This is a genomic window from Legionella nagasakiensis, from assembly GCF_900639915.1.
GTDB lineage: Bacteria > Pseudomonadota > Gammaproteobacteria > Legionellales > Legionellaceae > Legionella_A > Legionella_A nagasakiensis.
In genome coordinates, this window is sequence record NZ_CAAAID010000010.1 from 22234 (window position 1) to 44089 (window position 21856).

Genomic DNA, 21856 nt, shown 5'->3' on the forward strand with positions numbered 1-21856 from the left:
TTTTGCGAAGCGAATTGTCAACAGACTCATACTATAAAATGTAGCGTGCCAAATCTTCGTCGGCAACCAATTTACCCAGGTGATCATTGACATACTGTTCGTCAACAAGAACCGACTCCCCGGCTTTATCCGTCGCTTCAAAGGAAACCACTTCCAATAAACGCTCCATGACCGTATACAAGCGGCGAGCCCCAATATTTTCGGTACGCTCATTCACCTGCCAAGCCACTTCGGCAATACGGCGGATCCCTGAATCATCAAAGGCAAGCTGCAATCCCTCCGTTGCCATCAACGCAATATACTGTTCTGTTAAGGAAGCATTGGGTTCCGTCAGAATCCGGACAAAATCTTCAACACTTAATGCGGACAATTCCACACGAATTGGAAGACGTCCTTGAAGCTCGGCAATTAAATCGGAGGGTTTGGCGACGTGAAAAGCGCCAGATGCGATGAATAAAATATGATCGGATTTTATCATGCCATATTTAGTGGATACCGTCGTGCCTTCTACTAAAGGCAACAAATCACGCTGTACTCCTTCACGAGAAACATCTCCGCCATGTTCAGGTCGCTTGGCCACCTTATCGATTTCATCGATGAATACAATGCCATTTTGTTCAACATTTTCAATGGCACGAGTTTTAATGTCTTCTTCGTTAATCAACTTTGCTGCCTCTTCTTCACAAAGCAATTTCATGGCTTTACGAATGGGCAATTTTCTTGTTTTGGTCCGTCCACTTCCTACCTGTTGAAACATGGATTGCAACTGATTAGTCATTTCTTCCATGCCTGGGGGCGCCATAATCTCTATTCCAACCGGCGACGCCGCCACTTCTATTTCAATTTCATTGTCATCCAATGTGCCTTCGCGCAATTGTTTACGAAACACTTGGCGGGTGGATGAATCTTTTTCACTAGCCCCCATAGCAGTACCTCTGGCTGGTGGCAATAAGGCATCAAGAATGCGTTCTTCTGCAGCATCTTCGGCAAGCTGCTGTACTTTTTTCATGGCCAGCTCACGCTCCTGTTTGACGGCCGTGTCCGCCAGATCACGAATAATCGAATCAACGTCACGTCCCACATAGCCTATTTCGGTAAATTTGGTGGCTTCAACTTTTATAAAAGGCGCTTCTGCCAGTCTTGCCAAACGCCGGGCTATTTCCGTTTTACCCACCCCCGTCGGTCCAATCATAAGAATGTTTTTCGGCATGATTTCGTTGCGCAAGGCATCCTCTTCAATTTGCAACCGCCGCCAGCGGTTACGAAGGGCGATAGCCACCGCACGCTTAGCTTCATCTTGACCAATAATAAAACGATCTAATTCTTCTACAATCTCGCGGGGAGTCATCATGGTTTTTGTATCGGTCATCGAGCTACTCACTATCTAATTCTTCAATGGTTAAATTATGGTTGGTGTAAATACAAATTTCACCGGCGATGGTTAATGCTTTCTTGACAATGTCCATGGCAGGTAAATCGGTATTTTCAAGCAAGGCACGCGCTGCAGCTTGAGCAAATGGCCCGCCTGAACCAATCGCCATCAGGCTTTCTTCTGGTTCAATGACATCACCATTACCCGTAATGATCAACGAGGATTTATGATCAGCGACAGCCAGCAATGCCTCCAGGCGACGCAAGATTTTATCCGTACGCCAATCCTTTGCCAATTCTACCGCTGCTCGCACCAAATGTCCCTGATGCAATTCAAGCTTGCTTTCAAAACGCTCAAAGAGTGTGAAAGCATCCGCCGTTCCACCTGCAAATCCGGCAATCACCTTATCTTTGTATAAACGCCGAACCTTGCGGGCATTGCCTTTCATGACCGTGTTGCCAAGCGTCACTTGGCCATCACCACCAATCACTACTTTGTTTCCTCGTCTGACCGACAGGATGGTTGTACCACGAAATTGTTCCAAAACAACTCCTCATAAAAATAAACAACATAAAAACGATTAATTTGGGGGTGATTACGAAAAAATCAATGGGGAACAGCAAGAATTTAAATCATACAATCTAATCGTTTGTTGATTAATTCACTAAAGACAGAACAATAAATAGAAATAAACGGGCATTAAAACAAAAAAAATAATAGCAGTGTCCCGTGCTTGAAAATTTATTGGCAAGGCGCCCTAAGAGTTTAGAAAAAAACCTCCACTACCTATAAACAGGCGATGGAGGCTCATATTTGCTGCCAAATAGGCATAATAGCCATTACAAGAATAGGCTACATTTGATTTAGCGCAAGGTAGGTCTGTCAGATCCATCTACATCATGATCGGCTGAATGTAATTCTTCTAACACCTCTTCACTTTCAACCCGTCTGACTCCTTCATCAGAGGCACACGCCTTCTTGGCTGCATCAACGACTGTAGCTCCACTGCGGGTGGCCAGTTTCACAATGCTTACAGGAAGAGAAACAGCTGCAGCAATCGCCAAAACGGGTGTCAATAAAGTCGCTACCCCAGTGATTATCCCACTAAGAAGTGCAAGATTCAAACTGGCATCTCTGACTGATTTAGCACCAGCCAAAGCGGAAAAACCGGCAACAACCAGACTGCCTACACAGACCGCAGCTGCGATTGCAGCGGCAGCGGCACTCACTGCGGCTAAAAGACCAAGCGCTAGTGGCGCTAGAACTGGCGCCGTTAAGCTCAACGCAAAATCGCTTTTATTGCGATAGGGCGTAAAAAAGCCTGGCGCCGTAGCACGATACTGTTGCGCACGTTGCCGTAAGGCAGCCATCAATTCTGCAAAATCTGGCTCTTCTTGACGTGGTAGAACAAAGGTTCTGGGAACTGCTGGTGCATCGAATGGATCAGCAAATGGTTGGCCAAATGGTCGTGTTTGAAATTGCGGAAATGCATCAGCAAAAGTGAGGTCATCAAATGAGGTGGTTGGTCGGCGGGAACGTAGCATACATTACTCCTAAATGTTAAAAAGAGCCACATTGTATATAAATAGATCAATAAAATCAATGCTCCAAATATATTATTGTCAAACCAAAATAAAAATAGTTTATTGGATGATTCTATTAGAACCTGACTTAAGAGTCGCCAGGCTCTTACTTGCAAACGTCATGAAAAAACCAAGCACATGGCAATCAATAAGATGTTTCTGTTAAGCTATGTCCATGAAAAAAATCATCAAACTAAGCTGGCTTCGCTGCATCCTCTGGGCCCTGATTTCCTTCGCCTGCACAGCATGTAATAACAACCAAACCGATTCATGGACTGATCGTCCTACGATCACTCAAACATCCCTGGAACGCCAGCTACGTTCAGCGCATATTGCCAAATACGATTATGAAATCCTGGAAACCTATCCTCATGCCCATCACTTCACCCAAGGATTAGTATTAGATAAGCATGAGTTATATGAAAGCAGTGGACTCTATAAACACTCCAAATTGCAAAAAATCGATTTATCAACAGGGAAAACCATACAGACACATATCCTCGCTCCGCATTTTTTTGCTGAAGGCATTGCCCTTCTGAATAATCAACTCTATCAATTAACCTATCGGGAACAAACAGCGTTTGTTTATCATAAGAAATCATTAGCATTACAAAAAACATTTCATTATTCAGGCGCAGGGTGGGGGCTCACCAGCGACGGCAAACAGCTCATCATGAGCAATGGTTCAGAAGTTTTGAGATTCGTCGATGTAAAAACCTTTAAGCCATCAAAGATGTTAACGGTTAAAATCAATAATCTACCATTAACCTCACTCAATGAACTGGAGTTCATTCAAGGAAAAATTTATGCCAATGTATGGCCAACATCCATCATTGTCATTCTTTCTCCTGAAACAGGTCGGGTAGAAGGATGGTTAAATATTCAGGCACTGAAACCCACCCATAATTGCCTTTCAACCACCTGCGTTGCCAACGGTATTGCTTATGATAAACGCAATAATACCTTATTAGTAACGGGTAAATTTTGGCCTCATCTTTACCGAATAAAAGTCACTGGCCCATCTGGATAACACAATGCAATATGCGGGAAATCAGCCCATCCTTCCCGGTTACCGCCTCGCGTTAACCAGGCTACAAACTTATCAGGGCAAACAATGCTGACAGATGCCTTTCAATTCAATAATGTCTTGCTTAAGTTTAAAATGGTTATTATCGGCAAGTTTTAATACCAAGGATTGAATGACTGCATCATACACTTCAATCACTTGATGACAATCATCACAAACCATAACGACTTCTGAATATAAATGCTTTTCCGGCTCACAGCATAACGTATAACTCTGAATGGATTCGATTTTATGCGCGATACCATGCATCACAAAAAAACTTAAGGCTCTATACACCGTGGGCGGCTTTGAATTGGGTTTGATTTGCAGTAAAAGGTCAAGAATTTCATAAGCTTTTAATGGCTTTTTTGCCTGCCAGAGGATGTAAAGCACTTCCTTGCGCAAGGACGTTAGTTTTACACCCAACGTTGTGCAATATTGAATAAAAGAGCCGGGATAATTCATGGCCTATTTAAAAAAGAAATGCCATGCGATAACATCCCTACATTAAGATGTTCTGCCAAGCTCTGGCCTACATCGGCAAACGTATCACGCCGGCCTATAAACCGTCCCTTTACCTCTGGACCAAATGCCAATACGGGGATATGTTCACGTGTATGATCGGAACCTGGGAAAGTCGGATCACAGCCATGATCCGCTGCAATAACAACCATATCACCAGGTTTCAGCAAGGCTTCTAATTCAGGAAGACGAGCATCAAATTGCTCCAGGGCATAGGCATAACCGGCAACATCGCGGCGATGCCCATAAGATGAATCGAAATCAACAAAATTGGTAAACACCAGACTGCCATCAGGAGCCGACTTCATGGCCGTCAGTGTTTCATCAAACAAAGCCATATTACCATCTGCCTTAATGGTTTGGGTGATGCCTTGATGGGCGTAAATATCTGCCACTTTACCGATGGCAATCACTTCCCTGCCTGCCTGTTTTAAATGATCCAATAAGGTAGGTTTTGGTGGCAACGTTGCATAATCGCGGCGATTACCGGTTCGTTTAAACGAACCTGGTTCTCCAATAAATGGCCTGGCAATCACTCGCCCTATTTGATATTTGTCAACCAATCGGCGCGCTATCTCGCAAACCTCATATAAACGCTCCAAGCCAAAATACTGTTCATGCGCTGCTATTTGAAAAACGCTATCTGCTGACGTATAGACAATAGGTTTGCCGCTACGTATATGCTCCGTACCCAATTCTTCAATAATCACGGTACCAGAGGCATGTTTTTGCCCTAACACCCCAGGTAATCCAGAACGCTCAATAAACTCATTGATTAGTTCGGTGGGAAAGCAAGGAATTTTCTCAGGAAAATAACCCCAAGCAAACAAGACCGGCACTCCCGCAAGCTCCCAATGGCCGCTGGGCGTGTCCTTACCCAGGCTTTGTTCTACCGCGTAACCATAATAACCAACAGGTTCCGCTAGAGCAGACAAATCCAGTAATTTTAATCCCGAACTTGCGATTGTCGCATGATAGAGGCCAAGGCGTGCCAAATTAGGGATGTGCAATGGTCCTTGACGCAAACCAGACTTATCCGCTTTGCCACTCTTACAAGCTTGATAGATATGCGCCAAGGTATTTGCACCTTCATCGCCATAATTTGATGCATCAAGGCTTTCACCAATGCCTAAAGAATCCATCAATAAAACACAAACCCGTGTTGAATCCATATTATTCCTGTTTTGTCTGCCGACAATAAGTTTCTTTTAACCTAAATAAAACAAATAAAGCCATACATAAACCAAGAGGCAGAATAATCGCTGCTGCCTGATAATCGCTGAATGAATAGACTGGCGCACCATCCACCATTGCCATTCCTCCATGCCGAACCAGCAACAGGCTAAAGAGATTTTGGTAAATGATGTAGCCACCTTGAGTCAAAATGGAAACAAGACTGACCGCTGTTGCCGTCATGGCAGGAGAACTGCTTTCTGCCACCAGAGCATAGCTGATGACCTGCGATGCCGTAAAAAAGCCTAATAGAAAAAATAAAACCGTCATCATGCCTAATGAAACCGGTAAATATAAAATACCAAGAATCGTTAATAAAGAGGCGATGGCACCAATTCTCATAGGCCATACCCGCAGCCCCAGCTTATCAGAACACCAACCAATCAAGGGACCACCAATGATAGCTCCCAAAAATAACATGGAATTCACCATGGCTGCTTCTTCCTTGCTAACGCCAAGACGCTGCATTAAATAAAGCGAGCCCATCATCGCACCAAAAACCGCAACGGCCATATTCATTAAACTGGTATAAAGTGCTGCCCGCCATGTTTGTGAATTTAAATAAGCCACTCTGGCCGTTGTTAATATGCTTTTGTTTTTAGGAGCCCGTTCCGCAACGTCTTCCGGCTTGTCTTTAATCCAGTAAAACATAAACACCAGCATGGCCATGCCTAACCAGCCAACCCAATGAAGTGAATCACGCCATCCTACCTGGATAACCAACCTTGTCAGCGGGTATTGGGCCAGCATGCCACCAGTCATGGCCATAGTCACAATGGCGCCAGTAATCAGCGCCATTCTTTGTGGTGGAAACCATCTGGAAGCAATGCGAATGGGGCCAAGGAAACAAAATGCACTGCCTATCCCCGTGATAAAACGGCAAAAAAGAGCCAGATAGAACGAGTGGGCATACGCCAGAAGAAACGTGCTTAACACACAAAGAAACATAGCCACCAGGATGGTTTTTCTAGTTGAAAAACGATCCAGCAATACCCCGGCGATAAAAAGAAAAATCACATTCGACAAATAATAAATACTCGACAAATACGCCATCTTGTCGGCCTGAATGTGAAAGTCTTTCATGATGTTGTCTGCAATAGACGCAAACATATTACCCTGAATAAATTCATAAAAGAAAAACAAGGAGGCGGAAAAACAAACAACCCACGGCAGCAGCGACATTTTAATGGGATAAAAACCTTTCTCTTCAGCCATCTGCTGCATAAAAGCTCCTCACGAATACGATTTGCAATGGGTTTCTTGAGTAAATAAAACAGCCAGTAACGCCACGATTGTGGCGATTGGAAACATCCACATGGCAAATTGGAAATCAGCCACCGTATAGTGCGCCGTGCCAGCATGATGATGCATCAATACTCCAAACAATACCTGGCCTACGCCACCACCACCCATGATGATGACAGAAGCAATGCCAGTCGCGGCGCCAGTATTGCTTGAACGATTGCTTTCCGCAATCAGAGGGTAGGTAATCACCTGCGTGCTGGTAAATACACCCAGCGTAAAAAATAAAACACTCAAGGCCATTTTAGAGAATGCAATCCCAGAAAATAAGGGCATCACCGTCAGCAGAGTAGCAACCGCACCGAAAATCATCAGCGGCTTGCGCTGACCCATGCTGTCAGAAAGCCAACCTACTAAAGGACAACCTAAAATACTGCCGATAAAAATTAAACTCACGACATTACTGGCATCGATCTTAGGCATTTGATGAACGACTTCTAAGTAGCTGGCCCCCCACAGCGCGCAAAGCACCATGATGGGCAAATTCAAGCAAGACGTATAAATACCAGCAAGCCAATTCTGTGGATTAGTCAAGGCTCGCACAAAATCAGGTGTTTCTTTCTGCTGATTTATATCATACTGCGCCTGTTGATATGGACGATCTTTAACGGCTAAAAATATCCACAAAAAAAGCAATACACCGATGCCACCATCAAGCAGTAACGCATTACGCCAACCATAATGAGCATTCAAATAAGCCAATGGCGTATGCGCCATCATGCCGCCAATAAACGCCATGGTCACGAGACACCCAATCACTAACGCCTGACGTCGCGGCGGAAACCAGCGAGACACCAAAACGACGCAAGATAAAAAACAAAATGCATTACCAATGCCTGAAAGGAAATGAAAAAAAGAAGCCACGGCGAATGAGCTGGTCAGCGCAAAACCAACGGTGCCAATCACACAAACAAGCATGGCGGCCAAGATAACTTGACGAGTGGAAAAACGGTCTAGAATAATTCCAGCAGGCAATAAGAACAGGATATCAGCCCATAAATACGTACTAGACATCCAGCTAAGTTGTGCAGCATCAATTTGGAATTCTTCACGCAGTGGCTCATTAATTACATCAAAAAGATTAAGCTGGAAAAATTCGTAAAAGAAAAATAATCCGGCCGATAGACAAACCAGCCATGCCATCCAATCACCACGAGGAAAAGCAAGCTGAGAATCAACGGCAACCGAATCAGACAACATCACTTACTGGCCAGGATAGTAAAATTGGCGCAAATTATAACAAAACCTCTGCCAAAATGGTATCTTTATTGAACACTTATTTAGGCATGCCTTAATGCACAAACAGTTATCCACGTTTAATCCGCTATGATCACTTCGCAAGCTCTAAGCCGCTTAGGTTGATAGGTATAAAATAATTTTTCGTTTAATCCAATAAGTTATCATTTTTTTTCTATTTTTTGCTATAGTCTAAAACAAACGTTTTTATTTCAAGCGCTCGTTTAAAAGGAGTATTTCAAATGGCAATTAAGGTCAGCGAACGTGGTCAAAATGTATTAAGAAATCCTTTATTAAATAAGGACACTGCTTTCAGCACAAAAGAAAAAGAAACGTTTCAGCTATTTGGGCTTTTACCATCGAATACCGAAACGATAGAAGAGCAGCTGCTACGTTGCCGTGACGCTTATTCTGCTAAGCAGACTCCACTGGAACAACATATTTATTTACGCGCTTTGCAAGACAGAAATGAAGTTTTATTTTATCGCTTTGTACTCGACAACCTGGAAGAAATGATGCCCATCATTTACACACCTGTAGTCGGCGAAGCCTGTCAGTTTTTTCATCATATCTATCGACAACCACGAGGTTTATTTATCAGTTATCCTGAATTCGATAAAATAGACCATATTCTAAGTGCCGTAGCTGCTGTTCGAAAAATTAGTGTTATTGTTGTTACGGATGGTGAGCGTATTCTTGGGTTGGGTGACCAAGGTGCCGGAGGGCTTGGTATCCCCATTGGCAAATTGTCCCTTTATACAGCTTGTGGCGGTATTAATCCTGCCGAAACCTTGCCCATCATTCTTGATGTTGGTACCAACAATCAAGAAAAATTAAGCGATGCCGAATACCTCGGATGGCGCCACACTCGCATGATTGGTGACGAATATGATGAATTTGTTGACCGGTTTGTCCAAAGCATTAAACGCCATTTCCCCAATACGCTCTTACAATTTGAAGACTTTGCCCAGCAGCATGCCTATCCCTTGCTGGAACGTTATCAGGATCAATTATGCACGTTTAATGACGATATTCAGGGCACGGCAGCAGTCGCTGTTGCCGCCATTATTGCCGCTACCAAAGTCAGTGGCATGCCTTTAAAAGAACACCGCATAGCCTTGTTAGGAGCAGGCTCAGCCGGTTGTGGTATTAGTGAACAACTGGTTCAGGCCATGATAAATCAAGGTCTTACAGAAAAAGAAGCACGTGCCCGCTTTTATTTAGTCGATAGAATGGGATTATTACAGGATTCAATGTCTGGTTTACTACCCTTTCAGCAACCATTCGCTTGCCCTCATGAATCCGTAAGCACGTGGACACTGCAAAGCACGGGGCCGATTAGCTTAGCGGATGTCATTTATAATGCACAACCCACCATATTGCTGGGTGTTTCTGGGCAGCCAAACCAATTTACCCAAGCCATCGTTCAGACCATGGCCAATTATTGCCAACGTCCAATTATCTTTCCCTTGTCTAATCCAACTTCACGTGCTGAGGCCACACCTCACGATCTATTATACTGGACGGACGGAAAAGCCTTGGTTGCTACCGGCAGTCCCTTTGATGCAGTGAACATTAATGGACGTGAAATTAATATTGCTCAATGTAATAACTCCTATATTTTTCCAGGCGTTGGCCTTGCTGTTGTCGCCGGGAAAGCCAAACGCGTCACAAACAGAATGATGATGGCAGCCGCCATGGCATTAAGCGAATTAGCTCCAGCCATGCAAACAGGAGAAGGGCGGTTGCTGCCGGAATTATCAACCATACGCAACGTCAGCTGCCATATTGCAAAAGCAGTGATTCAATGTGCAATTCAAGAGGGGCATGTGGATAAACTATCCGAACACGAAATCGATAAAAAAATAAAAGAAACCATGTGGTATCCAGAATATACGCCTTATGTCGCAGTATAATGGAGGAAAAAACCATGATTAATCCATTTACCTATGAGCCCAAAGGGGATAAGCATAATTCCGATTATTTCAACGAATACCGCCTAAAAATCTACGAACGCCGTAAAACCAGTGGGCTTGAGGATTTATTTGGTGATATGTGTTCTGTTGTGGTGCAAGTGCAAACCGGTGATGCATTGGCCTATTTAAAAGAATTGTACCTTATGACCCCTTATCGTTATCAGGCTAGTTATATTAACGATACACATAAAATTTATTGTTTGATTAACAAAAAAAACACGCCTATTTACATCGTTCTTGAACCACTGGATCCAAATTTTAAAGACGATGTTACCCGAATTAATAAAATGTATCCCAACGCGAGAGAAAAATTCAATGCTCGCTACATAGGGGAAATATTTAAAACAAAAAACCTAAAAGAGACTAAAAAAATTTTGATGTCTCAGGAATTTCAATTTCATGACCCAGATTTAACTGAAAATAAATTTTATTGTAATCATCATTTTCAATTTACCCGTTTATCGGATCTTACCTTTAATTGCATTGGATACAGCGAAGACGATGTATGGGATTTTGATAAGCTTGATTTAGGACAGCGTTTCACCTTAACCAAAGCACAGGAAACGGAATTAAATAAGGCTAATCAATTTACTGAAGAAAGTGACTTGCGCCCGCTTATTAAAGGCATTGATCATATGGCAACGCGGATTTTAGCAGGAGAACGCGAAGATGCCATTTTAGAATTTCTATGTTTATCCAACTATTATTTCTGGGGTGCTTATAACATCAATGATATGAATTCATCAACCAACGTTAACCGTGCCAAACATGGCGATGATATTCGCTCTCCTGCCAAAGTATTTACCGCAAACAATACGCCTTACATGATTAACTCTTTTAAAAATTTACCCATGCCAACAGAAAATTTCGTGCGTAATTATGGGCGCCGCATGCACCATATCGCCATGGAAGTCCTGGATGGCGATCATCCCAACGGTGGCAAAAATATTGATTATGTCATCAACACTTTGAAAAAAAATGCTCATATTGATTTTCTGGCCAAGGTCTTTGGCACGTGCGGTGATGCCCCTGACTTACAGCAAATTTTTTCAAAACACTCACCCCTTTCTCTGTTGATTACGGAGTATGTTGAACGTTGCCATGGTTTTGATGGATTTTTTACGAAAGACAACGTTGCTGCTCTTACTGAAGCAGCAGGACTTGATGAAACCGTCAAAGCGCATCATAAAAAACATGGGCTTATTGGCGACTGAGAAGTGGATTGCTCCATAACCCACACTCAAATAAATTTTTTGACATGTTCCTCGTTTCTTCCGCTAACATGAATCATTATCATTTGCTTGATAATTTCAAGAATATTTTTACATAATAATTAGGGTCTGTTGACATTTCATTTCACGGCTGCAAATTCAGCTGATTGGCAACAGACCCTATTCATGCATGGACAACTTCTCCAGTTGCCGCATTTTTTATCGCAAGGAAGATACTCATGAATCACAATACACTGTATCCCGTTCCAGAGGGATTTGCGCAAAAAACGCACATCAATAAAACTCAATACGAAACCATGTACCAACATTCCATTAGCGATCCCAGCGGCTTCTGGGCAGAGCAAGGCAAACGATTCATTACCTGGTTTGCACCATGGTCGACGGTCACCACAGGAAGTTTCAACGAACCAACCATTCAATGGTTTATTGGCGGCAAATTAAACGCTTGCTACAATTGCGTGGATCGCCATTTACCAGCACGCAGTAATCAAACCGCCTTCATCTGGGAAGGAAACCAACCCACCGAAAGCAAACACATCACTTATGCAGCGCTTTATGAACAGATTTGCAAATTTGCCAACGTTTTAAAACAGCAGGGCGTCAAAAAAGGCGATCGTGTTTGTATTTATTTGCCTATGATTCCAGAAGCAGCCATCGCCATGCTGGCTTGCACCCGTATTGGCGCCATCCATTCCGTCGTCTTTGCCGGCTTTTCCCCAGAGTCATTAAAAACTCGTATTCTTGATGCCGACTGTTCTCTTCTTATTACGGCCGATGAAAGCTTGCGCGGTGAAAAGACCATCCCCTTAAAGGAAAATGGTGATAAAGCGTTAAAAGACTGTCCTAATGTTAAAAAAGTCATTGTGGTTAAACACACAGGCAATCCCGTCGACTGGCATCCTACACGCGATGTCTGGTACGACAAGGCTATGGCACAAGCACCCAGTGAATGCCCTGTGGAATGGATGGATTCCGCCGATCCGCTATTTATTCTTTACACGTCAGGATCCACAGGAAAACCCAAAGGTGTGTTGCATGGCACGGGGGGCTATTTGGTTTACACTGCAACGACCTACCACTATGTGTTTGATTATCATGATGGCGATGTCTATTGGTGTACAGCCGATGTAGGTTGGATCACCGGCCATTCCTATCTCATCTATGGTCCATTGTTGAATGGTGCAACCAGCATTATTTATGAAGGAGTCCCCAATTATCCGACGTTCTCTCGTTATTGGGATATTGTGGATAAACATCAAGTCACTATTTTTTATACAGCTCCCACAGCCATCAGAGCTTTGCGACGAGAAGGGAACGATTGGGTTAAAAAAACACAAAGAAACAGCCTTAAATTATTAGGAACCGTTGGCGAGCCTATTAATCCTGAGGTATGGCAATGGTACTATGAGGTGGTAGGTGAAAAACGCTGTCCTATTGTCGATACCTGGTGGCAGACTGAAACCGGCGGCATTCTTATTACTGCACTGCCAGGAGCCACCCCTTTGAAGCCTGGCTCAGCCTGCTTGCCTTTCTTTGGGATTTTACCCGACGTTGTAGATGAGCAAGGAAATAGCCTTGGAGAAGAACAATCAGGAAAACTGGTTATTAAAAAACCTTGGCCTGGCTTAATGCAAACCATCTATGGGGATCATCAACGTTTTCTGGATACCTACCTTAAGACAATACCAGGATGTTATTTGACTGGCGATGGGGCTTATCATGACAAAAACGGTTATTTCTGGATAACTGGACGTAATGATGATGTCATTAAAGTCTCCGGACATCGTATTGGCAGTCAGGAATTGGAAAGCGCCTTGCTCTCACATCCGGCTGTCTCGGAAGCTGCTGTAGTCAGCATTCCGAATGAACTGACTGGCGAAGGAATTTATGCCTTTGTGACGACTAAAGCCCAAATTGAACCAACAGAAGCATTGAAAAAAGAATTGTTTCAACAGGTACGAGAAGAAATCGGCCCTATTGCCAAACTAGAGGAAATTCAATGGACTGGCGCTTTACCTAAGACGCGCTCTGGAAAAATCATGCGACGTCTTTTACGCAAAATTGCCCGGGATGAATTGGATGAGCTGGGTGATATCTCAACCTTGGCAGAACCCGGAGTATTGGGCAACTTAATCAACAAGAAAAAAAATAATGATTAACTCTTCTTCCTTGATGTTAACCTTTATGGTCTTAATGCTAGGATTTCGTCATGGTTTTGATCTTGATCATATTGCAACTATTGACGCGATGACCCGTTCTTGCAAAGATAATCATCGCCTGGCAAGCCTTGTTGGTTTTTTATTTTCATTAGGCCATGGTTTGGTGGTAGTTTTAATCAGTGCCTTTATTGGTAGCGGGCAGTTGCAAACTATATTTCCAACCTGGTTAGATCCGCTAGGCCAATGGATATCAATATTTTTTTTATTTGCCTTTGGATTCATCACTCTCTGGAGCTTAACAAAAAATATTAAAGCCCACTCCCCGCCTTTAGGGCCCAAGAGCCTATTGTTCAGGAGTGTTTTTGCAAGAAAAAACAGCCCCATTTTAATCGTATTGATTGGTTCATTATTTGCATTGTCTTTTGATACCGTAACACAAGTGGCACTTTTTTCACTGTCCGCATCGACGATGGCCGGGTGGCTTTTTTCTCTTACTATGGGCATTATCTTTATGTTAGGAATGATGATGTCTGATGGATTAAATGGTTTTTTTATGTCCAAGATCATACAGCGAGCCGATAAAAAATCGTTTATTGTTTCACAACTAATTGGGTGGTTGATTGTTATATTCAGTCTATCTCTTGGCATAATTGGTTTATATGAACAATTACTAGAAAAACCATGAAACGAAAAACCAATTGGTGTGTTATCACCGGAGCCCCTTCTTCAGGAAAAACAACCTTAATTAATGCGCTCTCAGTTAAAGGTTACCGTACTGCGCCGGAAATTGCTCGTGCCTATTTAACCTATTTGTTAGCCAAACATCTGCAAAATTTTAGCTTACGACGTGACAATGAAACCGTACAAAGTAAAATTCTTGAGTTAAAATTGGCAAGAGAAAAGCAATTGCCACCCCATGAATTGATTTTTTTTGACCGCGGCGTACCTGATAGTCTAGCTTATTATCGTTTTTACCATTTAGATACCCGAAGTATCATTAACAAAATGTCCCTTTATCGATATGCCCATGTATTCTTTCTGGAAGGATTGCCAATGATTCATGATGAAATTCGTCAAGAAGATGAAAAAAAAGCAGAGCGCATTGGCGAAGCCATTTATAATACCTATACTGAGTTGGGATATCCTGTTATCCATATCCCTTCGGCCAGCGTGGAGCAGCGTCTTGAAATGGTTTTGGCCACAATATCGAGATAAAGTGCTTTTATCCAAAACACCAAATCCTCATGATGAGAATATGGAAGTAAGATTTGAGGAAATAAAATGCAGCAAAAAGTATTTGTAAATCGTATTTTAAATATGAAAAAAATTAAGTTTATTGGTCTGGACATGGACCACACGCTCATTCGCTATAAGACCAAAAATTTTGAAACCCTCGTCTATAAACTGGTTATTAACCATCTTATTAAGCACAAAAATTATCCTGAAGCCATTCGCAAGTTTAAATTTAATTTTCATGACGCCATTCGTGGCCTGGTGATTGACAGTAAAAACGGCAATATTTTAAAACTCAGCCGTTATGGTGCCATCCGACAAAGCTATCACGGCACTCAACCCATTAAATTTAATGAGCAAAAACAATTTTACCGCAGCATTTATGTTGACTTGAACGATCCAAACTATATGGCTATTGATACTTCTTTTTCGATTGCGTTTTGCGTTTTATACAGCCAACTTATTGATTTTAAAGACGAGCACCCCCATGATTTACCAAGCTACAACGTCATTGCGCTTGATGTGTTATCCAGCGTCAATGACGTTCACGCTGAAGGCAGTTTAAAACAACGTATTTGTAATGAACCTGATAATTTCATATTTCGCGACTGTCGTGTGGTTGAGGGGCTTAAACGATACGCACAACACGGGAAAAAAATTTTTATTCTAACAAATTCCGAATATTATTATGCCAATCTATTACTGGAATATGCCATCACTCCTTATATGGATAAAGGCAAAACCTGGCGTGATCTTTTTGAATACGTTATTACTTTGGCTAATAAGCCTCGTTTTTTCTATGATGAGTATCGTTTCCTCTTAGTCAATCCTGAAAATGGCAGCATGACGAATGTAACCGGCAAAATTGCGCCTGGTATTTATCAAGCCGGTTATGCAACAAAATTTACTGAAGATTTGCAATTAAAAGGTGATGAAATTTTATACATTGGTGATCATATTTACGGCGATATTCTTCGATTAAAAAAAGACTGTAACTGGCGAACTGCTCTTGTGGTTGAAGAGTTAGGACAGGAAGTGGCTGCCCAAAAAAAAGCGCGCCCAATTGAAACGAACATTGTTTTTGCGATGAACATAAAAAGAAAACTGGAAAAAAAATACATCGAACTTCACACCAAAAGTATCGAAGAAGACACAACTTGTTATGATAAAAAACTTCAGGATTTACAAACTAAAATTATCACGGTAGACAAAGAAATCACAGAACTATTAAATGAACAGCAAGCATTCTATAATCCAAAATGGGAGCGGGTGTTTCGTGCTGGCGCGGAAGAAAGCTATTTTGCTTATCAAGTAGATCGCTATGCATGCATTTATATGGAAAAATTATCCGATCTGTTAGAACACTCTCCATTAACCTATTTTCGTGCTAATCGCAGATTATTAGCCCATGATATGGATAATTTATCGCCATAAGCCGATATTCCGCACCATAGTGCGGAATATCGTATAAGGAAACAGTTACTATTCTTTTGATACAGCTTCATGCTGCCGCACATCGAAACCATAGTGAATCGTGCTTTTTTCTTGTCCTTCTAATACCAGCCGGGCTTTTTGTGGATCAAACGCCTGCTGCCAAGTGGCAATCAGGATAGTCGCTATCATATTACCCATGATGTTCGTGATGGTTCGGCCATCCGACATTAGACGTTCGATACCCAAAATAAGAACAATCCCTGCCACCGGTACATGGCCAATGGCTGCTAGCGAACTTGCCAATACCACAAAACCACTGCCACTCACACCAGCAGCGCCCTTAGAACTGATAATCATAATGGCAAGAAGAGAAAGCTGATGCCCAATGGATAAATCAATATTGGTGGCCTGAGCAATAAATAAAGCAGCCAAGGTAAGATAAATAGCCGTACCATCAAGATTAAATGAATAACCAACCGGCAGTACAAAGCCTACCACAGATTTTTTACAACCCAGTTGCTCTAGTTTTTCCATTAGATTAGGTAAAACCGTTTCTGAAGAAGATGTTCCGAGAGCAATTAATAATTCTGTTTTTATATATTTTACCAACTTAAAAATACTCAACTGACAATAGAGTCGCAAAAGAGTACCGAGAATGGCCACCACAAATAAAAAACAGGTTATATAAAAAAGAACCAGCAGACTCAACAGATTAAAAAGCGACGTTGCACCATATTCACCGATGCAATAAGCCATTGCAGCAAACGCTGCAACTGGGGCCAGATACATAACCAGATGAATGATTTTAAAAAAAATAGTGGATACGATTTGAATCGTCTGCAGAATTGGTTTCGCCTTATCGCCAACCATCATGATTCCGACGGAAAATAAAATAGCCACCAGAACCGTTTGCAAAATTTCTCCCTCCGTAAACGCACTGAAAAAAGAAACGGGAATAATATTTAAAATAAATTCCTGAGGATCAGTGACCGGATTCGCCTGATGTAAATAATGCTTTGCAACACTAATATCCAGATGGTCCGGATTGATATGCAAGCCCGTACCAGGATGAAACAAATTAGCGGAAAAAAGACCCAGACAAAGTGCGAATGTTGTCGTCATCATAAAATATAATAAAGCACTAGCGCCTATTTTTCCTACTTCTTTCAAATCACTCATAGCGGTAATACCTGAAACAAGTGAAAGAAAAATAATGGGGGCAATAAGCATTTTAATTAACTTGATGAACGCATCCGATAAAGGCTTAAAAATCACTGCCTTATCGGGGAAAAATAACCCTAATAAAACACCGATAATAATTCCGATGAGCACCTGAATATACAACGGCCTTAAATACGCCATTTTAAATTTAGCCATAATATGCACATGTAAAATGGAGTGGTATTTCTATGGTCACATATCTTAAAGGTTTAGGCAAGTTTTCTAGAGCATTTGAAATCCAAAATCAACTGTCCCATGCTCTGAGGCATGAGTAAAGTCCTTGAATTGCAATACCTTTAAAACAACATATACTTTGTAAATAAGCTTTTTATAAACCAACCAATCTTATGTTAAAAACATTGGTGGATACGCTAAATCAAATAATACTTGGTAAACATGAAGTCGTGCGCCTTGCTGTAAGTTGCTTACTTGCAGATGGACATTTACTGCTAGAAGACATCCCAGGGATGGGGAAAACCACATTAAGCCAGGCATTAGCTCATTTTACTGGCATGCAATATCGACGTATCCAGTTTACAAGCGATCTTCTTCCCAGTGATTTACTGGGCGTATCCATCTTTAATACCCAAGAACAACGCTTTCACTTTCATCCCGGCCCTATTTTTTCTCAACTAATCTTGGCAGATGAAATCAATCGTGCAACCCCTAAAACTCAAAGTGCTTTACTGGAAGCCATGGAAGAGAGGCAAGTTACAACTGATGTTGGAACACAGGCTTTGCCCACGCCTTTTTTTGTCATTGCCACTCAAAATCCTTCTCATCAAACGGGTACCTATTTATTGCCAGAATCTCAGTTAGATCGGTTTTTAATGCGTTTGTCTATTGGATATCCACCACCGGATGCAGAACGACAATTAATAACCGTTCAAGACCAACGAAAAAAACTTGCCCAATTTTCTCCCATACTTGACCCCCAACAACTGCTTAAACTGCAAAATCAAAGCCTAAAGATTACCGTCGCAGCGCCTATCCTGGACTACATTCAGGCCATTCTACAAGCCAGCCGAATTCATGATTGGTTTAACCATGGCTTAAGTCCACGCGCAGGCAGGGCACTTGTTAGGGCATCTCAGGCTTATGCATACGTTGAACAACGTGATTTTGTCCGTCCTGAAGACGTGCAAACCATATTGCCCGCCATCATTAATCACAGACTAATCATGCGAACGTCCGACAATCAACTCACCCCCGCCGACCGACTATTAAATTATGTCGAGGTACCTATCTGATGACTCGACTCAAAAACGTCTTAAACGAGCAACTACACAGATGGATCAAAAAAAGAAGTCCTTCCGGCAACCCTCAATATCTAAGTTCACGCCACATCTATATTTTACCTTCCTTGTTTGGCTGGAGCTATGTCTTTATCGTGTTGACACTGGGCGTAGGAGCAATTAACTATCAACTGAACTCCGCTTTTTTACTTGTTTTTTTGATGATGGTTATCGGTGTAATGAACCTATGGAGCAATCATCGCAACTTACAAGGGATAGGTGTGCATTGCCTTGCGATTGAGGATGTCGAACAAGGACAGCCAGCAAAAATTACACTTGTTGTCTCAGCACAAACAGAAAACCATTACGCACTTTTTTTATCTCTCAAGGGTGAACCACACGCTGTATCATTGGAAGACATCAATAAAGAAGGAAAAATAACCATTTTGGCACAAAAAACACCTATTCGTGGTCGCTTTAAATTGCCTCCAATCAAAATTTATAGTGATTATCCATTGGGATTGAGTCGAAGCTGGACTTATTTGTACTTTGATATTGACTATTATGTATATCCTTATGCAATTTCTCCTGGATTTTGGCCAAACGCTCACGAAAATCAAAATCAAGCCTCTGTTAGCCTCAATTCTATTGGAGACGAGGAACTGTATGAGTTGAAATCCGTCACCAACCCTTGGGTACAAACCAGTCATATTGCGTGGAAAATATCGGCTCGAGGCCAAGGCTGGTATCTTAAACGTATGACAAGCCCCACAAACTCATACTGGCTATTTCGTCTTGAAGACTTACCACCAGGAGACATCGAGCTTCGTCTACAGCAATTAAGTGATTGGATTCAAACAGCAGAACGATTAGGCCACCGATATAGCCTGGAATTGAAGGGAACAAGAACACCGCTTGGCGTAGGCAAAGCACATATGAACGCGTGTTTACGGCAATTGGCGACGTATTGATGAGTGTCTATTCTCAAAAGCAAATCCCTTTAAGGACATTATGGCATACCATTCTTGTCATGGGGATTTGTTTCCTGCCTTTACTCAATGTAACCCCCTGGTGGCTAACCTTGCTTGCACTAGCCGCTATCAGTTATCGCCTGATTGCAAGCATTGGTCCTTATCCTTTACCTCCAGGATGGCTACGAGCTTTGTTGGTGTGCGGATTGATCGTCTTACTGCGATGGCATTATGATGCATTTTTTTCCAGTGGTTTTTTTATTGGCTCTCTTATAGCCTTCTTCTGGCTTAAAGTGATTGAAATACATCGAATGCGTGACCTGCGCATGATTATTTTGATTAGCTTTTATGTGATTTTTACAGCGCTTATTACCCACGTATCTCTAGGAATGTTGCTGTATATGGTTATCGCCTTTTTGGCAGTACTTTCTTTATTATTCAGACTTCATAGACCATCCGCCTCGCTCACACAATTAGGTCAACAAAGTGCTTATTTAATAATAATTGCCATCCCCATCAGTATGGTTCTATTTTTCCTATTTCCCCGCTTAACGAATCCATTATGGCAAGTTCAATTGCCAATGCAAGGTCAGACCGGTTTTAATGAAGTTTTAACACCCGGCGCTTTTTCCTCCTTATTCCCAGATGACCGTACGATCATGAGAGTGACGTTCAAAGAACCACCAGCACATAACATTTATTGGTATGGTCTGTTTTTAACCCATTATGATGGCTTAAGCTGGACAGCACAAACGCAAGCTGGCAATGATTTTCTTCCTCTTACACCATTACCATCGAAACAAGACAGCGATTATGAGGTACTTCTAGAGCCACATCAAAAACCCTGGTTGTTTTACATTCAAGAACCTGCATCCGGTTGGCCGCAACTGCGCTTTTCTTCTTCTCATGGCCTAACCAGGCTGGATGGAAAAACCATCAATCAACGTATGACCTATGCACTCACCATCCAAACACCCAACTATCGTCCGCTTAACAGAAAAACGATTCAAATCTACTTACAATTACCACTTCACAAAAATCCTAAGCTTCGGGCATGGGCTATCAAAGAAAAAGCGGGCCAAAAAACGTCGCAATTCATTACTAAAATTCTTACGCATATTCATCAAGAACCCTTCTGGTACACTTTACATCCTAAGTCTATTGATTTCGATACTCATCCATTAGATAAATTCTGGTTTAGTACCCGAGAAGGGTATTGTGAACACTATGCAAGTACAGTCACCTTTATCCTACGGGCTGCGGGAATTCCTGCCCGTATCGTTATCGGCTATTATGGTGGCGAATGGAACCCCTTGGGGCAATATTTAAATGTTCGTCAAAAAGATGCCCATGCCTGGTTAGAATATTGGCAAGAAGGATTAGGCTGGCAGCGATTAGACCCCACGACAGCTATTGCAACTCAACGCATTGATAAGAATATTATGCAAGAGAGCCGCGATCTTACTGATTCTCTTGACTGGAACCAGTACCGTTTAAAACTGTCATGGATTACAAAAACAAGGCTTCGCTTAGAATCCATTCGATTCTTCTGGGAGCGCTGGCTACTTTTTTATAATCAAGAACGACAACAATCGTTATTACAAACATTCGGGCTAAGACATTGGAATTGGGGCATGCTGTTTAAACTATGGATGGTAAGTCTTCTTTTATTTCTTTTTTTAGGCAGCATATGGATATATTGGCGGAAGAGAGTTTATGATCCAGTATTAAAAGAGTATCGCCGTCTACAGCACGAATTAGCACGATTAAACATTAGAACGGCACCGCCGGCTACCATAAGGCAACAATGGCAGGAACTTGCCCTCCAAAGACCCCAAGAGCGTGCTATGATTGAAGATTACATACAGCGCTATGAAAAATTACGCTTGCAATCGTCTGATAATAACAGCCTTGCTTGCCGTAAAGCGCTGCAAATCCTATTCAAATCGTTAAGAAAAAGAATAAAAAACTCTAAATCTGTTGATTATTAGTTAAGCACTCCTTACCATAACTTGTTCATGAGTAAAGCTACTAAATGTTTCTTTGATCATAAAGTATGGCAAACTGCATTTTAATTGCCA

At 42.0% G+C, this 21856-nt stretch carries 18 protein-coding genes; 10 read left to right on the forward strand and 8 right to left on the reverse strand.

What is annotated here, in order from left to right; translation table 11 throughout:
• Nucleotides 1-31 precede the first annotated feature (31 nt).
• The 3 genes from hslU to E1O52_RS09070 form a co-directional block, all read right to left on the reverse strand.
• Nucleotides 32-1369 (reverse strand): ATP-dependent protease ATPase subunit HslU, encoded by a 1338-nt coding sequence (gene hslU, locus E1O52_RS09060; protein ID WP_242602217.1) that lies wholly within the window; start codon nucleotides 1367-1369, stop codon nucleotides 32-34.
• A 4-nt stretch (nucleotides 1370-1373) separates the two neighbouring features.
• A complete protein-coding gene (hslV, locus tag E1O52_RS09065; RefSeq protein ID WP_133128394.1) occupies nucleotides 1374-1916 on the reverse strand; it encodes an ATP-dependent protease subunit HslV in 543 nt (180 codons plus the stop codon).
• A 319-nt stretch (nucleotides 1917-2235) separates the two neighbouring features.
• Nucleotides 2236-2916, reverse strand: a complete 681-nt coding sequence (locus tag E1O52_RS09070; protein ID WP_133128395.1) for a hypothetical protein — start codon at nucleotides 2914-2916, stop codon at nucleotides 2236-2238.
• 214 nt (nucleotides 2917-3130) lie between these two features.
• On the opposite strand from E1O52_RS09070, the gene E1O52_RS09075 reads away from it, so the two are divergent.
• Nucleotides 3131-3985: a glutaminyl-peptide cyclotransferase gene (locus E1O52_RS09075; RefSeq protein ID WP_165474758.1), complete on the forward strand. Its 855-nt coding sequence runs from the start codon at nucleotides 3131-3133 to the stop codon at nucleotides 3983-3985.
• A gap of 72 nt (nucleotides 3986-4057) precedes the next feature.
• Here the strand turns inward: E1O52_RS09075 and E1O52_RS09080 are convergent, their stop codons facing one another.
• The 4 genes from E1O52_RS09080 to E1O52_RS09095 are packed head-to-tail and all read right to left on the reverse strand — an operon-like array spanning nucleotide 4058 to nucleotide 8275.
• The gene (locus E1O52_RS09080) at nucleotides 4058-4486 is read right to left on the reverse strand and encodes a Fur family transcriptional regulator (protein WP_133128397.1); all 429 of its coding nucleotides are present in this window, start codon (nucleotides 4484-4486) and stop codon (nucleotides 4058-4060) included.
• Nucleotides 4483-5715, reverse strand: a complete 1233-nt coding sequence (locus E1O52_RS09085) for a phosphopentomutase (protein WP_133128398.1) — start codon at nucleotides 5713-5715, stop codon at nucleotides 4483-4485. Before E1O52_RS09085 ends, E1O52_RS09080 begins: the two co-directional genes overlap by 4 nt.
• A gap of 1 nt (nucleotide 5716) precedes the next feature.
• Nucleotides 5717-7000, reverse strand: coding sequence for an MFS transporter (locus E1O52_RS09090; protein ID WP_133128399.1), 1284 nt, complete (start codon nucleotides 6998-7000; stop codon nucleotides 5717-5719).
• A gap of 9 nt (nucleotides 7001-7009) precedes the next feature.
• Nucleotides 7010-8275, reverse strand: a complete 1266-nt coding sequence (locus E1O52_RS09095; protein WP_165474766.1) for an MFS transporter — start codon at nucleotides 8273-8275, stop codon at nucleotides 7010-7012.
• Between the two features lie 281 nt (nucleotides 8276-8556).
• Here E1O52_RS09095 and E1O52_RS09100 point away from each other — a divergent pair, with 281 nt between their 5' ends.
• The 6 genes from E1O52_RS09100 (at nucleotide 8557) to E1O52_RS09125 (ending at nucleotide 16348) form a co-directional block, all read left to right on the forward strand.
• Entirely contained in the window at nucleotides 8557-10230 is a 1674-nt protein-coding gene (locus E1O52_RS09100; RefSeq protein ID WP_133128400.1) for an NAD-dependent malic enzyme, read from the forward strand.
• A gap of 14 nt (nucleotides 10231-10244) precedes the next feature.
• Complete coding sequence (locus tag E1O52_RS09105) at nucleotides 10245-11504, forward strand: hypothetical protein (protein ID WP_133128401.1); 1260 nt, start codon at nucleotides 10245-10247, stop codon at nucleotides 11502-11504.
• A gap of 236 nt (nucleotides 11505-11740) precedes the next feature.
• Nucleotides 11741-13681 (forward strand): acetate--CoA ligase, encoded by a 1941-nt coding sequence (gene acs / locus E1O52_RS09110; protein ID WP_133128402.1) that lies wholly within the window; start codon nucleotides 11741-11743, stop codon nucleotides 13679-13681.
• Complete coding sequence (locus E1O52_RS09115; RefSeq protein ID WP_242602218.1) at nucleotides 13674-14366, forward strand: HoxN/HupN/NixA family nickel/cobalt transporter; 693 nt, start codon at nucleotides 13674-13676, stop codon at nucleotides 14364-14366. The genes acs and E1O52_RS09115 overlap by 8 nt, the downstream gene beginning before the upstream one ends.
• Nucleotides 14363-14896, forward strand: coding sequence for an AAA family ATPase (locus tag E1O52_RS09120; RefSeq protein WP_133128403.1), 534 nt, complete (start codon nucleotides 14363-14365; stop codon nucleotides 14894-14896). The genes E1O52_RS09115 and E1O52_RS09120 overlap by 4 nt, the downstream gene beginning before the upstream one ends.
• 66 nt (nucleotides 14897-14962) lie before the next feature.
• Nucleotides 14963-16348, forward strand: a complete 1386-nt coding sequence (locus E1O52_RS09125) for an HAD-IG family 5'-nucleotidase (RefSeq protein WP_133128404.1) — start codon at nucleotides 14963-14965, stop codon at nucleotides 16346-16348.
• Nucleotides 16349-16396: 48 nt separating this feature from the next.
• On the opposite strand, the gene dctA is transcribed toward E1O52_RS09125, so the two are convergent.
• Nucleotides 16397-17710, reverse strand: coding sequence for a C4-dicarboxylate transporter DctA (gene dctA / locus E1O52_RS09130; protein WP_133128461.1), 1314 nt, complete (start codon nucleotides 17708-17710; stop codon nucleotides 16397-16399).
• Between the two features lie 206 nt (nucleotides 17711-17916).
• On the opposite strand from dctA, the gene E1O52_RS09135 reads away from it, so the two are divergent.
• The 3 genes from E1O52_RS09135 to E1O52_RS09145 are packed head-to-tail and all read left to right on the forward strand — an operon-like array spanning nucleotide 17917 to nucleotide 21766.
• Nucleotides 17917-18819, forward strand: coding sequence for an AAA family ATPase (locus E1O52_RS09135; protein WP_133128405.1), 903 nt, complete (start codon nucleotides 17917-17919; stop codon nucleotides 18817-18819).
• Entirely contained in the window at nucleotides 18819-19775 is a 957-nt protein-coding gene (locus tag E1O52_RS09140) for a DUF58 domain-containing protein (protein ID WP_133128406.1), read from the forward strand. The genes E1O52_RS09135 and E1O52_RS09140 overlap by 1 nt, the downstream gene beginning before the upstream one ends.
• Nucleotides 19775-21766 carry a transglutaminase TgpA family protein gene (locus E1O52_RS09145; protein WP_133128407.1) on the forward strand — a complete coding sequence of 664 codons (1992 nt, stop codon included), beginning with the start codon at nucleotides 19775-19777 and terminating at the stop codon, nucleotides 21764-21766. The genes E1O52_RS09140 and E1O52_RS09145 overlap by 1 nt, the downstream gene beginning before the upstream one ends.
• Nucleotides 21767-21856: the final 90 nt, after the last annotated feature.

Bases quoted from the DNA above. Each gene is read 5' to 3' on its own strand.
- dctA (WP_133128461.1), bottom strand. From the start codon at position 17,710: ATGGCGTATTTAAGGCCGTTGTATATTCAGGTGCTCATCGGAATTATT.
- E1O52_RS09140 (WP_133128406.1), top strand. From the start codon at position 18,819: ATGACTCGACTCAAAAACGTCTTAAACGAGCAACTACACAGATGGATC.
- E1O52_RS09145 (WP_133128407.1), top strand. From the start codon at position 19,775: ATGAGTGTCTATTCTCAAAAGCAAATCCCTTTAAGGACATTATGGCAT.
- acs (WP_133128402.1), top strand. From the start codon at position 11,741: ATGAATCACAATACACTGTATCCCGTTCCAGAGGGATTTGCGCAAAAA.
- E1O52_RS09100 (WP_133128400.1), top strand. From the start codon at position 8,557: ATGGCAATTAAGGTCAGCGAACGTGGTCAAAATGTATTAAGAAATCCT.
- E1O52_RS09115 (WP_242602218.1), top strand. From the start codon at position 13,674: ATGATTAACTCTTCTTCCTTGATGTTAACCTTTATGGTCTTAATGCTA.
- E1O52_RS09120 (WP_133128403.1), top strand. From the start codon at position 14,363: ATGAAACGAAAAACCAATTGGTGTGTTATCACCGGAGCCCCTTCTTCA.
- E1O52_RS09075 (WP_165474758.1), top strand. From the start codon at position 3,131: ATGAAAAAAATCATCAAACTAAGCTGGCTTCGCTGCATCCTCTGGGCC.
- hslU (WP_242602217.1), bottom strand. From the start codon at position 1,369: ATGACCGATACAAAAACCATGATGACTCCCCGCGAGATTGTAGAAGAA.
- E1O52_RS09135 (WP_133128405.1), top strand. From the start codon at position 17,917: ATGTTAAAAACATTGGTGGATACGCTAAATCAAATAATACTTGGTAAA.
- E1O52_RS09085 (WP_133128398.1), bottom strand. From the start codon at position 5,715: ATGGATTCAACACGGGTTTGTGTTTTATTGATGGATTCTTTAGGCATT.
- E1O52_RS09125 (WP_133128404.1), top strand. From the start codon at position 14,963: ATGCAGCAAAAAGTATTTGTAAATCGTATTTTAAATATGAAAAAAATT.
- E1O52_RS09070 (WP_133128395.1), bottom strand. From the start codon at position 2,916: ATGCTACGTTCCCGCCGACCAACCACCTCATTTGATGACCTCACTTTT.
- E1O52_RS09090 (WP_133128399.1), bottom strand. From the start codon at position 7,000: ATGCAGCAGATGGCTGAAGAGAAAGGTTTTTATCCCATTAAAATGTCG.
- E1O52_RS09080 (WP_133128397.1), bottom strand. From the start codon at position 4,486: ATGAATTATCCCGGCTCTTTTATTCAATATTGCACAACGTTGGGTGTA.
- E1O52_RS09105 (WP_133128401.1), top strand. From the start codon at position 10,245: ATGATTAATCCATTTACCTATGAGCCCAAAGGGGATAAGCATAATTCC.